16 protein-coding genes are annotated in these 14,766 nt (G+C 43.2%); 2 read left to right on the forward strand and 14 right to left on the reverse strand.

From position 1 onward, the window contains the following. Window positions 1-42: 42 nt before the first annotated feature. Complete coding sequence (efp, locus tag H9J30_RS13815; protein ID WP_037418480.1) at window positions 43-603, forward strand: elongation factor P; 561 nt, start codon at window positions 43-45, stop codon at window positions 601-603. 45 nt (window positions 604-648) lie between these two features. Here the strand turns inward: efp and H9J30_RS13820 are convergent, their stop codons facing one another. The 9 genes from H9J30_RS13820 to H9J30_RS21700 are packed head-to-tail and all read right to left on the reverse strand — an operon-like array spanning window position 649 to window position 9,703. Continuing rightward, window positions 649-1,719, reverse strand: a complete 1,071-nt coding sequence (locus tag H9J30_RS13820) for a protein-glutamate methylesterase/protein-glutamine glutaminase (RefSeq protein ID WP_240131530.1) — start codon at window positions 1,717-1,719, stop codon at window positions 649-651. Between the two features lie 19 nt (window positions 1,720-1,738). Then, complete coding sequence (locus tag H9J30_RS13825; RefSeq protein WP_240131591.1) at window positions 1,739-2,338, reverse strand: chemotaxis protein CheD; 600 nt, start codon at window positions 2,336-2,338, stop codon at window positions 1,739-1,741. A gap of 10 nt (window positions 2,339-2,348) precedes the next feature. Next, window positions 2,349-3,176 carry a CheR family methyltransferase gene (locus tag H9J30_RS13830; RefSeq protein ID WP_240131531.1) on the reverse strand — a complete coding sequence of 276 codons (828 nt, stop codon included), beginning with the start codon at window positions 3,174-3,176 and terminating at the stop codon, window positions 2,349-2,351. Further along, window positions 3,173-3,709, reverse strand: a complete 537-nt coding sequence (locus tag H9J30_RS13835) for a chemotaxis protein CheW (protein ID WP_240131532.1) — start codon at window positions 3,707-3,709, stop codon at window positions 3,173-3,175. Before H9J30_RS13835 ends, H9J30_RS13830 begins: the two co-directional genes overlap by 4 nt. Window positions 3,710-3,722: 13 nt before the next feature. Beyond that, window positions 3,723-5,663 carry a methyl-accepting chemotaxis protein gene (locus H9J30_RS13840; protein WP_240131533.1) on the reverse strand — a complete coding sequence of 647 codons (1,941 nt, stop codon included), beginning with the start codon at window positions 5,661-5,663 and terminating at the stop codon, window positions 3,723-3,725. A 25-nt stretch (window positions 5,664-5,688) separates the two neighbouring features. Continuing rightward, window positions 5,689-7,863, reverse strand: a complete 2,175-nt coding sequence (locus H9J30_RS13845) for a chemotaxis protein CheA (RefSeq protein WP_240131534.1) — start codon at window positions 7,861-7,863, stop codon at window positions 5,689-5,691. Beyond that, window positions 7,860-8,180: an STAS domain-containing protein gene (locus tag H9J30_RS13850; protein ID WP_240131535.1), complete on the reverse strand. Its 321-nt coding sequence runs from the start codon at window positions 8,178-8,180 to the stop codon at window positions 7,860-7,862. The genes H9J30_RS13845 and H9J30_RS13850 overlap by 4 nt, the downstream gene beginning before the upstream one ends. A gap of 12 nt (window positions 8,181-8,192) precedes the next feature. Next, the gene (locus H9J30_RS13855; RefSeq protein ID WP_011072313.1) at window positions 8,193-8,558 is read right to left on the reverse strand and encodes a response regulator; all 366 of its coding nucleotides are present in this window, start codon (window positions 8,556-8,558) and stop codon (window positions 8,193-8,195) included. Between the two features lie 32 nt (window positions 8,559-8,590). Further along, on the reverse strand, window positions 8,591-9,703 hold the full coding sequence (locus tag H9J30_RS21700) for a methyl-accepting chemotaxis protein (protein WP_427915917.1): 1,113 nt from the start codon (window positions 9,701-9,703) through the stop codon (window positions 8,591-8,593). Window positions 9,704-10,350: 647 nt separating this feature from the next. Between H9J30_RS21700 and eco the strand changes: the two genes are divergently transcribed. Then, window positions 10,351-10,902: a serine protease inhibitor ecotin gene (gene eco, locus H9J30_RS13865; protein ID WP_240131536.1), complete on the forward strand. Its 552-nt coding sequence runs from the start codon at window positions 10,351-10,353 to the stop codon at window positions 10,900-10,902. A gap of 78 nt (window positions 10,903-10,980) precedes the next feature. On the opposite strand, the gene H9J30_RS21645 is transcribed toward eco, so the two are convergent. From H9J30_RS21645 to lolA, 5 genes are read right to left on the reverse strand one after another with little or no spacing between them, the layout of a single operon-like run. Further along, the gene (locus H9J30_RS21645) at window positions 10,981-11,103 is read right to left on the reverse strand and encodes a hypothetical protein (RefSeq protein WP_011072311.1); all 123 of its coding nucleotides are present in this window, start codon (window positions 11,101-11,103) and stop codon (window positions 10,981-10,983) included. A gap of 18 nt (window positions 11,104-11,121) precedes the next feature. After that, a complete protein-coding gene (serS, locus tag H9J30_RS13870; protein ID WP_240131537.1) occupies window positions 11,122-12,408 on the reverse strand; it encodes a serine--tRNA ligase in 1,287 nt (428 codons plus the stop codon). An 18-nt stretch (window positions 12,409-12,426) separates the two neighbouring features. Next, entirely contained in the window at window positions 12,427-12,801 is a 375-nt protein-coding gene (gene crcB / locus H9J30_RS13875; protein WP_240131592.1) for a fluoride efflux transporter CrcB, read from the reverse strand. Then, window positions 12,794-14,125: a replication-associated recombination protein A gene (locus H9J30_RS13880; protein WP_240131538.1), complete on the reverse strand. Its 1,332-nt coding sequence runs from the start codon at window positions 14,123-14,125 to the stop codon at window positions 12,794-12,796. The genes crcB and H9J30_RS13880 overlap by 8 nt, the downstream gene beginning before the upstream one ends. An 8-nt stretch (window positions 14,126-14,133) precedes the next feature. Continuing rightward, window positions 14,134-14,754, reverse strand: coding sequence for an outer membrane lipoprotein periplasmic chaperone LolA (gene lolA, locus H9J30_RS13885; RefSeq protein WP_240131539.1), 621 nt, complete (start codon window positions 14,752-14,754; stop codon window positions 14,134-14,136). Between the last annotated feature and the right edge of the window lie 12 nt (window positions 14,755-14,766).

Raw genomic sequence — 14,766 nt, forward strand, 5'->3', positions numbered from 1 at the left:
TGCTGCGCTGATATAGAAAATCGACATATAGGAAATTGTGTAATGAAAACTGCTCATGAAATCCGTCCTGGTAACGTGATCATGTTTGAAGGCAGCCCATGGGTTGTACAGAAAACAGAAACAACTCGTTCTGGCCGTAACGCTGCCATCGTTAAGTTAAAGTTGAAAAACTTACTACTTAACTCTGGTACTGAAACTACTTTCAAAGGTGAAGATAAGTTAGACGATATCATTTTAGATCGTCTGGATTGTACTTATTCTTACTTTGCTGATCCTATGTACGTGTTCATGGATGCAGAATACAACCAATACGACGTAGAAGCTGAAAACTTAGGTGACGCAGCGGCTTACATCGTTGACGGTATGGAAGAAACTTGCCAAGTGACTTTCTACGAAGGCAAAGCAATTTCTGTTGAAATGCCAACCACGATCGTACGTGAAGTGATCTACACTGAGCCATCTGCTCGTGGCGATACTTCAGGTAAAGTGATGAAGCCTGCAACTATCACTGGCGGCGGCACCATCAGCGTGGCTGACTTTGTTAAAGTTGGCGACAAGATCGAAATCGATACTCGTACTGGCGAATTCAAAAAGCGCGTTTAACCGCCCTTTTTACGTCAAAGAAAGCCAGTGTCCGCACTGGCTTTTTTATTGCTTGGTAAAAGCAATAATTTCCTCAGCAATATTGTCCAAAGCAACCTGCCGACTCACTGCGCCGAGTTTAACCGCTTCTTTGGGCATACCATAAACCACGCAACTGGCTTCATCCTGCGCCAATGTTATGGCTCCGCACTGATGCATTTCCAGCAATCCCCGAGCGCCATCGTCACCCATGCCAGTCATGATAACCCCTAAGGCATTTTTACCTGCAGCATTAGCAACAGAACGAAACAACACATCAACCGAGGGGCGATGCCGACTGACCAGCGGGCCATCCTTCAGTTGAACACGATATTGAGCCCCGCTACGTTGTAACAGCATATGTTTACCACCATTGGCTATGAGCACGAGTCCCGGCATCACCCTATCGTTATCCTCGGCTTCTTTCACTTCCATTTTACATAACCCATTTAATCGGCTGGCGAAGGCGGCCGTAAAATGTTCTGGCATATGTTGGACAACTACAATACCCGCACTTGTGCGGGGCAACGCTGTTAGCACACATTCAAGTGCATGGGTTCCGCCCGTAGAGGTTCCGAGGGCAACAACACGATCTGTGGTTTGGTTTAACGCATGGTTTGTTGATGCTAACACTACATTGGCGTTGTGTTTTGCGATAACAGGCATAGGTTTTGCCGAGGTATTAACACGCAATTTAGCTACCGAGGCTTTTGCGGCGGCACGAATGGCCTGCAGTAAACGAGCTTGTGATTCCTCCAAAAATCCCTTCAAACCTAATTTAGGTTTAGTAATGATATCCACCGCCCCAGCGGCAAGTGCCGCAATAGTTACTGAAGCCCCTTGCTCAGTTAATGTTGAGCAAATCACCACTGGCGTGGGTTTTTCGGCCATGACTTTTTTTAAAAACGTAATGCCGTCCATTCTGGGCATTTCAATATCGAGAATAATGACATCAGGCCATTGCTGTTCGAATAACTTGAGGGCAAAAAGAGGATCACGAGCGCAGCCTAATAGTGTAATATCCGGTTGATTTTCCAACATGCTGCTAAGCACTTGCCTGACAACCGCCGAATCATCCACTATGGCAACCTTAATCACACACACTCCTTAATGATAGCTAATCTGACCAAATAACGACTGGGACCCCAGAAGAATGGATATCCTCACTCGCTTGATTAAAATATCGGTATTCTTCATCCTGAAGCGAAGCAATTTCTTCATATTCGTGCTCGATTAAACTGCGATAAACTGAATAATCCGTGGGATCAAAATAAATAACTCGACCACAATGGCCACCTATATCTTCACTGATTATGGGGATGCGTTCGCGCTGCAAAAACTGTCTGACAAAATCTATATTCATCCCGCCAATATCATAGTGATTAAGAATATTGTCTGCACACAAGGACAACACATTCGCGCCTCCAAATATTTTACTCTGCAAATATCGCCGTTGTGCTCCACGCTTCAACATGGCATTGATTAAGATCTCCATAGCGTGTACGCCATAGTAACCTGCGCGTGAATCCAAAAAATGCGTAAGTTTGCGACGATCGACAGCTAATAAAAAGTGATTCATCCCTATGACTTGAGCCTTAGCATCATATAAACAAACGGCGACACATGAGCCCAATAGCGTTTTGATGACCTCATTTTTTGCGGTCACATAATGCTCACCAGGGCCAATCATGACAACCGTTCTTTGGTTAAAGGCCATGTTTTCCACATCAAATCCTTTGATAAATTGAAGGTTTAATCTGTTTTAATCCATGTTTTACGTGCATCAAGGATTCGGTATGTGAAATAAACAGATAACCGCCGACTTTCAACTGCTTAAGCACATGGTTTATGACTCGTTGTTTTGACGCAGTGTCAAAATAAATCATCACATTACGAATAAAGATTAAGTCACACATACCTACACTTTCACAGGATTGAGTCAGATTCATCGCAAAAAAGGCCACTTTAGCCTTTAATGTTTCATCAATTAAAAACGTGCCACTTTGTTTGCCAATTCCCTTTAGGCAATATTTTTGTAATCTCTCAAAGCCAATGCCGTCATTACGTTCAAGGGGATAATGTGCCATTTCAGCCTTAGCTAGCACCCGCTGACTGATATCTGAACCTTGCACCTGCCACTGGCCATCGATACCTAAATGATCCGCCAATAACATGGCCAAACTGTAAGCTTCTTCTCCCGATGAGCAAGCTGCCGACCATGCCTGCCAGCTTTTTTTTTGCGGATGTGCTTTTATCAGATTTTTTACAAATTCAAAATGCTCTATTTCACGAAAAAAAAAGGTTTCATTAGTCGTCAGGGCATCAATAAAATGATGATACTCACTATGCTCTGAGTGATTTTTGACAAACTCAAAATAATCTCCGTAACTTTCATAGCCCGTTTCTTTTAGCCGTCGACATAATCGACTGGCCACTAATGACTTTTTTATGTCACTCAAGAATATGCCGGCTTCCTCATATAAAAATTGTCTAATGAGCTCAAAATCTCTTTGCGTTAAAGCGGCATGTTCAAGTGGCAACAACGATGACTTCATAGTACTTCATCATTAGCTTCAGCAGTTCTAAAATTAAGTTGGCTAATTGCACTGATGTCAGCCACCGACAGCACATAATTAATATCAAGCAATATCATAAAATGTTCACCTACACGCCCCATCGCGCGAATAAAATCAACTCGTAGATCGGCGCCAAAATCCGGTGGAGGCTGAGTATGCTCATCATCAATTTCAAGAATCTCATTTACTTCATCGACTAACATACCAATGGTTTGCTGCTCATCCTCGTGACTGATTTCAACCAAAACAATACAACTTTTTTTTGAAATAACCGTACTCAGACGCCCTAGCCTTTTTGACAAATCAATCACAGGAACCACCTTGCCCCGTAAATTAATGATACCGCACAAAAATTCAGGCATCATGGGCACCCTTGTAATGCCCTCAATTTCAATAATCTCTTTTACATCTAAGATGCCTATTGCAAAGGTGTCGTTTGCTGATTGAAAGGTGAGATATTGGGTAATATCCCCCACGGAATTTGTCAGCCCCACATTGACTAATTGATTCATGATATGTCCTCTATCAGAATCGTTCGAAATCGGCACGTTCAACATGCTGTTTGGCCTTAGCCATTTTACGTCCAGAAGCTGCCATTGGCGTTGATTTGCCTTGATGAGTTCTTTCACTACTGATGGCAAGTTTAAAAAACTCCACAGCATCAAGCAGTTGATTAGCTTGTCCATTAAGTTCTTCTGATGTTGCGGCAAGCTCCTCAGATGCAGATGCATTCTGCTGCGTGGCTTTATCCAGTTGCAGCATGGAGTCATTAATCTGGCTGATCCCTATTGCCTGCTCCTCAGAGGAAGAACTTATTTCCTGAACTAAATCAGATGTTTTTTGGATATTTGGTACAATATTCGCGATTAGACGGCCAGCATTTTCAGCTATACCTACACTATCACTAGCAAGTTTATTAATTTCTTGAGCAGTTAAACTGCTGTTTTCAGCAAGTTTTCTGACTTCAGAAGCAACAACCGTAAAGCCTTTGCCATGTTCACCAGCACGGGCTGCCTCAATAGCAGCATTGAGGCTTAATAGATTGGTTTTATAGGCAATATCCTCAATCAAGCTAATTTTAGCGGCGATTTGCTTCATTGCCGCCACGGTTTGCTCTACCGCAATTCCACCTTGTCTTGCTTCTTCTGCTGCAACCGTCGCCATATTGTTGGTTACTCTCGCATTTTCAGAATTCTGCTGCACTGACGCATTTAATTCCTCAACAGCACTTGTTGTCTCTTCAACGCTGGCGGCCTGCTCAGTTGCCCCTTGACTTAGACTTTGGGCGGTACTACTAACCTGTGACGAAGCACTAGACAAATTATCAGCTCCACTTCGAACTTGAGCAATCACAGAGGTAAGGCTATCTATCATATCTATCATTGCCTTATAAACACCGGTTGCGTGTTCACGTTGTTTTAACTCTATCGTTAAATCTCCGTTGGCAATTGAACGAGCGATTGTTTCCATATCACGTGGCTCACCTCCTAATGGCTTTTTAATTAACTTCACTAAAAACCAGGCTAAGAAAATACCGATAAAAATAGCAGCGATTGAGACACTAATGACGGTGGTGAGAGTCTGTTCATTTTGAACTTTAACTAAAGGACCAAGGGCGTCTTGTTTTTTTTGGATGCTTAATTTGATATCTTCTGTTTGGTGAGACACGTCAAGACCGATGCGATCCAGTTGATTTTTGACAATGTCGTTTCGTTCGTTAATCGTGTTATAAACCGACTTTAACGAGGAAGCATAATTGTCAATGCTGCTTGTAAATTGGACTAATTTTGATTGTGTATCGAGATCGGTTGCCGCAGCTTTTAATGCAGAAAGCCGCTCCCCCTTCGCTAAATCAATCGCCATCAACGCTTGCTGTAAATCCGCATCTAAATTTGTCTCAAGAAATTTTGATGCCGCTAACCGAGCGCTCAGCACTAACTCGAGTACTGAACCCGCTCGGTAAGCCACCTCAATTTGCCCTTTATTAAAGGATTGATGCATGGCGTCAGAAATCAGTTTTACAATTTCAGCTCCTTTAGGCACTAGCACGTTAGTCACTTCATCATTTCGAGATTTAATCAACTTCACTACCGACTCAAAATGACTGTTGTAATCGACAATATCTTTACGAATATCTGAAAGTTGCTGACTCAATTCAGGCTCATTGATATCTGTCATCGCCTTTTGAATAATGTCATTAACGATAACATTACGTTCATTAAATACTTTGTAGGCCGATTCATTCTTTTGGAAAATATAATCATAGGCTTGGATTTGAATCGTTAGCATATTTGCTTGAACCCTACCGACCATATTAGAGTCGCGAGCCAAATCGCGGTAATCGTTAAAGCCATTAATGGCTTTCATCAACCCGAAATAGGCGGCCAATGAAATCACGATCAATAGCAATAACACCAATGCATAACCGCCAGAAATCTGCATGCTGAGCGTCAGTTTTTTAAACATAGTCAATATTCCTTTTCAACATAAGCTATTCATCAATCAGTGCCACATGATGATATTTTTTGGCGCTAATACTTACTTCTGTAATTAATCCCTGTACATCAAGGATTAAGGCAATATCACCAGTACCTAAAATGGTGGCACCGCTTAAGCCCTTAAGATGTTGAAACATCTTTCCTAGGGGTTTGATCACGGTTTGCTGCTCACCAAATAATTTGTCTACGACAATCCCAGCTTTGGTTCGGCCAAAACGAACTACCACAAGGCTTTCCCTGTGGTTGTATTGGTTTGCATTAGGGATATTAAAAAAACTTTTAAGGCGTATAAAAGGCATCAGTTCTCCGCGCAGACTAATGTAATTCTTCTGTTGCTCATGCCATTCACCCTGATTGAGCTCGACGCACTCTTCAACCATATTCAGCGGGATCACATAGTTTTCGTTCGCAGCTCCAACCATAAAGCCATCGATAATGGCGAGGGTTAATGGCAATGTGATTGTGATTTTTGTACCTTTACCCAACTCGCTATCCAGCTCCACTGAACCGCGTAGCGCTTCAATATTACGTTTAACGACATCCATGCCAACACCGCGACCCGACAGATTGCTCGCTTTTTCTTTCGTGCTAAGGCCTGGTTCAAAAGCAAGCCTTAAAATCTCAGCATGACTAAGCACTTGGTTTACATCGACTAACCCTAATAACTCTGCTTTTTTGCGGATCCGTTCAGGGTTAAGTCCCGCTCCATCATCTGTAACTTCAATGACAATATGCCCAGAATCATGAAAGGCATTTAACATCAAATGGCCAACGGCGGATTTACCAGCGTTGATACGCTCTTGGGGCTGTTCAATACCGTGATCTAGGGCATTGCGAACAAGGTGGGTTAAGGGATCATTAATCTTTTCGACAACAATTTTATCGAGTTCAGACTCTCCGCCCTGAATGGTTAATTCAATTTGTTTACCCAGTTCATTACTGACATCCCGCACCACTCGACGAAAACGCGAGAACGTTTCTCCAATCTGCACCATGCGTAATTGCAGAGCGTTTTCTCTAATTTCTTGAACAAGATGTTCAACGCAACCCACTAGATCATTAGCATCGAGAAAATGATACCGATCAACCATGACCTTCATTGCTGCACTCGCTGTCACTAACTCCCCAACCAAATTAATTAGCTGACCGAGACGATTAGAATCAACTCGGATAGTTTGTGCCTGCTCTCTAGCTTGAGTTTGTTTTTTAAGGGCTTGTTCGACCACAGGTTTATCGACTAGTTGGTTGGCAATTAATACTTCACCCAGTTTTTTAGTCGTACTGTCATCCGCGTTGTCAGACTGTAAATGGAGCGATTTTGCTAATTCTTTTTCCGTGATAGCCCCAATAGACAACAGGATTTCACCTAGTCGTTGATTTTCTGATGGATTGAGCTGTTCTATCAAGGCTTGAAATGACTCAGAGATTTTCTGAGAGGGCAAAATCTGAATATCGCAATCATCTTGGGCAAACTCAAACACAGACTCGATTTGTTCTTTTGTGCAATTTCCGGCAAATATAATCCGATAGCGTAAAAAACAGCTTTCAAAATCACACGCTTCAAAAGACGGTAACTTGTGGCTTAAGCAAATGACCTCAAGCACTTGGCCTAATTGATGTAAATAACGAATAAAACTTAATGGATCTAATCCATTACGTAGAGTGTCGGCTCTAAAATCCAGTGAGATTAACCAATGCCCAGTATCGAGATAATGCCCTTCAATGCGTTCAGGGGTAATCGGCTCTGCTGCGATGGTCTGGGGGAAACAAGATTCTATATTTTCATGTCGACCTAATTCGGTCAAAATTAACTGACTTTGAATGCTCAAGGTATTTAGGGCTGCCTCATCATCTTCCACTGCCGCATTCACTAATGCCCATGTGTGATCCTTGCACTTAAGCAACAGTGCAATAAGTGCACAATCAATCTTCAACTCATTTTTACGCACCTTATCAATTGACGTTTCGATTGGGTGAGTAAAATCAACGATGGCGCTGTAATTAAAAATACCCGCGGCACCTTTAATCGTATGCATAGCTCTAAAAAGTTGATTTATTAACTCTATATTTTCTGAATCGGCCTCTAATGACAGCAATGCGTCTTCCATTTCTGTCAGCAATTCTTCCGCTTCAGTCATAAACAGTTTTTGTACATCACTGGCAGTCATACGCGGGCCTCCGAGGATATCACTATGGTATCGTCAAATGTGCCAGACAAGCCTGAGAGCTCAAGGGCGTCTATAACCGCTTTGCTGTGGTGACAAAACTCGACCCGCTGTACTACATTCAATCCTTTAAGTGCGAGTAACCACTGAAGTCCGGCGGTATCTACCTCTGTCACTTGGGAAAGATCAACACTAATATCTACACCTGGTTGCAGATGACCGACTAATGCATCACGAAATTCCATAACACTGTAGATAGTTAACTCTTCGGTTAAGTTAACCTTAATAGATTGATCTTTGAGCACAATATTGATTGGCATACACAAATCCCTTTACGGTAAACAGAGTTTAGCCACCGCATCGAGCATTTGGGGGGGCTGAAAGGGTTTTACAACCCACGCCTTTGCGCCCGCCATTCGCCCTTCTTCCATTTTGTCCCGCCCAGCCTCGGTAGTGAGCATAATGACTGGAGTAAATTTATAACGAGGATGTTTTTTCACTTCCTTGAGAAAACTAATACCATCCATATTTGGCATGTTCACGTCACTGATAATGAGATTAATTTTATCGCCATTAAGTTTGCTGAGCGCATCTTTACCATCGCAGGCATCAATAACCTCATAGCCAGCTCCTCGAAGTGCAATACTCACGACATGTCTGATCGAGGCGGAATCATCAACTACTAGTATTTTTTTCATCTCAGCGGCCATCCTTGTCTTACAAACGTGAACTAAAAGAAGTTAATTGAGCTTTTCTCAGCATGTTGATAATGGCTATCATTTTTAGTCCCATGGTGAACATGCTGCTCAGTCGCGACATACCTTTGCTTCATCATGGCGAGCAAGGAATCCACATCACCTTCAGGGATCGGTAAACCAGCTTCCCTTGCCTGCTGTTGAACTCGGATCAATTCAGTCAGTTCATCAATACTGGCAACAAGCTGTCTTAGCATTTGGTCACATCGATCTTGAAATTGAAAATCCACCAAAATTTGCTCAATTTCCCTTTTAACTTGCCTACCAAGCTCAAGTGCTTGAACACCTTCATCTTTTATTTGTATAGTACGATTTTCGAGGTGTTCAATGACTCGGATCAGAATAGATTCGCCGCCTTCAAGAGCCTGACTTTCCTGCAATGTTGCTGCATCGGTTAGCTGATAGAGCTCTGTCATACGTTGGTTTAATGCTGTAATTTGCTGAGTAATCCGCTCGCCAGTCTGCCCAGATTGGGCTGACAATGTTCTAACTTCATCAGCCACTACGGCAAAGCCTCGACCCGATTCTCCCGCTCTTGCCGCTTCAATTGCCGCATTTAAAGCTAACAAATTGGTTTGTTGGGCGATCTTTCTCACTTCTACGGCAAGGCCATCAAGCGCTTTAGTATCATTAACTAATGCAGTTAACTGCTCTAAGTGGTGCAGCTTGGCGCTATTCATCCGATTAAGATCATTAAATAATGCTGAAAGTAATGCCTTATCATCTTCTATCCCTGGAGAGTGGAGTTGATCAGAGATCCCGCTTGAATTGCTGGTAACTTTTTCTATCTCCCTGATAATTGAACCAAATCGCTCTGTCATGTTAGCTACACTTTGATTCATTTGTTGGTCAACCGATACAATATGTCCCTGCCAAACTGGCACTAGCCGCGAAATAATGGCTTCAAGTTTGGCGACTTGTTGATCAACATGGCGGCGCTTTTCGTTTTCGTAGGCGAGTTGGCGAGATTGATAAAGGTGAGTAGATTTGTTGATTTGCGACCGAAGTACCCAAGCAAAACCTAATGATGAGAGTAATGATAAACATGCTAGCCACCAGAGTGAGAGCCAAATTAACCAGCAGAACACTGCGGCTCCAACTACGAAAGTCAAAGTAGTGGTTGAAAAGATATTGCGCTCCATGCTTGTCATTTTAACTGTCTCTTTTATTTATATTTCTATTACTCTGTTACGGTAGAAACTTTTCCCTGCAACTAAACGTAGTACCTTTTTCCGTATTACGCCAAAACTCTGAATACTTCTTGAACAAGATCACACAATGCTAATCTGATACTATCCAATAAGCCTATGATGTTATGTATACATTGAAGGTTATAGAGCATTTACTGATATAACTAAAAGCTGAATACTAAACATTTGCCCAAGTCGTTTTGTTATGTGCTCCAATTTAAATGACGGAGAAGTAGCATACATAGGTTACCTAGCTTGGACTTATGTATTAAATTTCCTATGTTGCCGCCAAAGAATGTAGGGTTAAATTTGCCACTGATATGGTTAGATTTTGATGAGATAACTTAAGTAAAATCGCTAACCATAGCGTTAAGTGTAAGTATTTTCCTATTAGATCAGGCATTAATGACAATTAATCGTGTTCTAAAATATTTTAAAAAACAAATAACCCTTTCTATCCTACGGGCCGTTTATAGGAACAGGAATGCAAAGAATGGTTGTTCCATATCCAAGCAGCCCCTTTTTTAAGTCTTTAGGAGATATGAATGAAATTACCTCAACTGTGTCATCTAGCTGCAGTACCTCTTGCCTTCACTCTGCTGTCTTTTAATGCCAGCGCAGTCAGCCCGCCTCCCCCTACAGGACTTGATGCCCCTATGATTAGTGTATCTAGCATGAACGCCAATAATTATGCCCCTGTGGAAACAGTTAAAATGTTTCCAGCCCCTAAAAAAGGCATGGTTCAGCACATTTTGACATTACCTAAACTTGAGAATGAAGCCGACTATATGGTCGAGATCCAAATAGGTCAAACCCAGCTCGTCGATTGCAATAAGCATGGGCTGAATGGACAGCTTAAAGAGCTAACTGTTGAGGGCTGGGGTTATAACTACTATCAAGTAGATGAAATATCTGAGGGGCCAAGCACTATGATGGCCTGTTTTGAATTAGCCAAAAAAGAAGCATTTGTGCAAATTCCTGATGAATTAACACTGCGTTATGACAGCCGATTACCAAAAGTGTTTTACTTACCCGAGGGCACAGAGCTCCGCTTTAGGACATGGAAGGCAGATTCAACGTATCAGTATTCAAAGTAATCACGTATTAAACGATAAAAAGAAGGGATATCTAGTACAGATATCCCTACTCATATAAGTCTTATAATTTGAGTCGTGCTAATTCACATTTTCTAACACAACCCAGACGGCTTTACCTAGGGTCGCCAACATCACCGCGCAAAATACGGCAATAATTGCAGTGTAGGAAAGCCAACGAAGATAACGTTGACCTTTATCCATAGTGTTGTGTTATGCCAATTAACCGATCTGAGTTAATCCGCCCATATAAGGACGTAGCGCCTCAGGAACAGTCACGCTACCATCGGCATTTTGATAATTTTCTAAAATGGCAACTAAAGTACGCCCCACTGCGAGGCCTGAGCCATTTAAGGTGTGCAATAATGCTGGCTTGTTATCGGCCTTCACACGGTAACGCCCTTGCATACGACGAGCTTGGAAGTCCTTCATATTTGAGCATGAAGAGATCTCGCGGTAAGTGTTTTGACCTGGTAACCACACTTCAATATCGTAGGTCTTGCTTGAGCCAAAGCCCATGTCACCAGTGCAAAGCACGACTGTGCGATAAGGTAAACCTAAGCGTTGCAGTACTGTTTCAGCATGACCGGTCAGTGCCTCGAGCGCCGCCATTGAGTCTTCAGGCTTAACTAGCTGTACTAATTCCACTTTATCGAATTGGTGCTGACGGATAAGACCACGGGTATCTTTACCGTATGAACCCGCTTCGCTGCGGAAACACGCTGTATGCGCGGTTAACTTAATCGGTAATTCATCTTCATCGACAATGGTGTCACGGACTAAGTTAGTTAAAGGCACTTCTGCGGTAGGGATAAGGCTTAAGCCTTGGCCTTCTTCGGTTGCAGGTTTCGTGTGGAAAAGATCTTCACCAAACTTGGGTAATTGACCTGTGCCTAATAAGCTAGCCTCATTAACGAGTAATGGCACATAAGCTTCAGTATAACCATGTTCGGTGGTATGCAGATCTAACATGAACTGACCTAATGCGCGGTTTAACCGGGCGATTTGGCCTTTCATGACGATAAAACGAGATCCCGTGATTTTAACCGCGCTCTTAAAATCTAAACCGTTTAGGCCTTCACCTAAGTCGATATGATCTTTAACTGGAAAATCGAAGCTGCGTGGTGTACCCCAACGACGGATTTCGACGTTTTCTGTCTCGTCAGCACCGACAGGCACAGACTCATCCGGTAGATTTGGCATTGACATGGCAATCGCGTTAACTTCTTCAAGTACTGCGGCAAGCTCGACTTTTTTCGCATCGAGTTGCGCCCCTAAATCGCCAACCTGCGCCATGATGGCATCCACATCTTCGCCGCGGGCTTTTGCTTGTCCGATGGACTTGGAAATAGCATTACGCGAAGCTTGTAACTCTTCCGTCGCCACTTGCAGTGACTTACGTTTTTCTTCTAATTGGGTGAGATGAGCGACATCTAAAATAAAACCACGGGTAGCTAATCGCTCAGCGGTCACGGCTAATTCGTTGCGCAAAAATTTAGGATCTAACATGTGATATATTCTTAATAGTTAAATGCGAGAAAAAACCAGTTGTTGGCCTAAGTAAACCATAAACAAACATAGACTTAGGTTCAACACCACATTCAAAGCCGCCTTCAACCAATCTCCATCTTGCATCAGCAATAAAGTTTCGTTTGAGAAGGTTGAAAACGTTGTCAAAGCACCTAACAGGCCAACGCCAATCAATGCTTTGAATTCTGGGCTGATATGACTCAATTGTCCCAGTGCGTAAATGACGCCCATTAAAAATGAACCGAGGACATTAACCAACAGTGTACCAAAAGGAAAACTGCTGCCAAATACTTGGATCATGAATATTGAAATAAGATAGCGAAAAACCGCACCAATGGAACCACCCAAGGCCACAAGTAAGAGATTATTCATATCTTTTTCTCTCACTGGCTTGATCTAACTGTGCTAATTGCACCAATTTATCCTTTATTCGTTTTTCAAATCCCCGTTCAGTTGGGAAATAAAATTGCGACTCTTTTAAGGATTCGGGGAAATAATTCTCACCACAGGCATAGGCATTGGGCTCATCGTGGGCATAGCGATATTCGGCGCCAAAGCCCATTTCAGCCATGAGTTTTGTTGGCGCATTACGCAGATGATATGGCACAGCCTCTTGGCCGGTTTCACGGGCAAGTGCCCTCGCCGCATTAAAAGCGGTATACACGGCATTACTCTTGGGCGCACTGGCTAAATACACAATCGCTTGGGCAATCGCCCGCTCACCTTCGGTTGGTCCGACTCGGTGGAAACAATCCCAGGCATTGAGCGCAACTGTCATGGCATTAGGATCGGCATTGCCCACATCTTCCGAGGCGATGGCTAATAATCGTCTGGCAACATACAAGGGATCGCCGCCACCTTCTAAAATGCGGCAAAACCAGTAGAGTGCAGCGTCGGGCGATGAGCCACGAATCGATTTGTGTACCGCCGAAATTAAATCGTAAAACTGATCGCCATTTTTATCGAAACCTGCCACTTGATGACCTGCAACCTGTACCAGCATATCAGTGGTAAAAGTGCCGCCGTCGGTCACCATATCGCTCATTAACTCGAGTAAATTAAGCGCCTTGCGCGCATCGCCGTCACATAACTGCGCCAGCTTATTGAGCACATCAGTTGGCATATTCAGTGCGCGCTGCCCGAGCCCTCGCTCAGTATCGGCTAATGCTTGAGTAATGATATGAACAATCTCATCTTGGCTTAAGCGCTTGATAAGATAGACTCGCGCCCGAGACAGTAAGGCGTTATTAATTTCAAATGAAGGGTTTTCAGTGGTCGCCCCAATAAAAATCACTGTACCGTCTTCAATAAACGGCAAAAAAGCGTCTTGCTGACTCTTATTAAAGCGATGCACTTCATCAACAAATAACAAGGTGCGTTGGCCACGGGATTGAGCAATAGCTTGCGCTTGCTCAATGGCACCACGGATATCTTTAACACCCGAGGTGACCGCCGAGATGCGTTCGACATGGGCATTGGAATAATGGGCGATAAGCTCAGCTAGCGTGGTTTTGCCTGTGCCAGGTGGCCCCCATAACATCATCGAATGGGCTCGGCCCGCTTCTAATGCTTGGCGTAGTGGTTGGCCTTCTCCCAACAAATGAGCTTGACCTATATATTCAGCTATCGTTCTTGGCCGCATACGCGCAGCCAAGGGACGAAAGTCAGGAGCAAAATTAAACGATAAACTGCTCACGCTCAAACCTATTGGGTTTTAATACGTTGATCATCAACATCAACGTTATCCGGTAGCACAAACTTGAACAGCGCTTTATCCCCAGTGCTAATGCTGTGTTGGTTGCTTAAGTCAAACTGGCTAAGATTTCCTTTATCGTCAAGCACATTAAATTTATTCAGCGTGCCTTTGTTAAAACATACATTGACCGCAGAAATACCGCCGTCAGTCGCCTTAGGTTTGATCTCATAACAATCTTGTTTTTTTGTCACCGCGTACTGTGACCAAGTAGCATCATCACGGTGAACTAATAAGGCAATGGGCGATGCATTAATAGCCTCGGCAAAATCCATGATCACCACTTCTTCGGCAAAGGGGTTGTAGATCCATAAATCTTTACCGTCAGCGACAATTTTTGACTCATCTGGCGCGGTTAAATGCCAATAAAACTGATTAGGGTGAGCCAGTGCAAATACGCCCGCACCGCTTTGAATGACTTTTTTATTCACATCGGTAACGGTTTGCTTAAAATCCGCCTTGAGAGATTCTGTACCCGTTAAGGTCTCTCGTAATTGCTTGGCATCATCAGCCAACACTGCATTGCTGTATAACAAGGGCGATAACAGCACAGCACATAACAGTTTTTTCATATTTATCCTTTA

The organism is Shewanella cutis (genome assembly GCF_022410515.1).
Classification (GTDB): Bacteria; Pseudomonadota; Gammaproteobacteria; order Enterobacterales; family Shewanellaceae; genus Shewanella; species Shewanella cutis.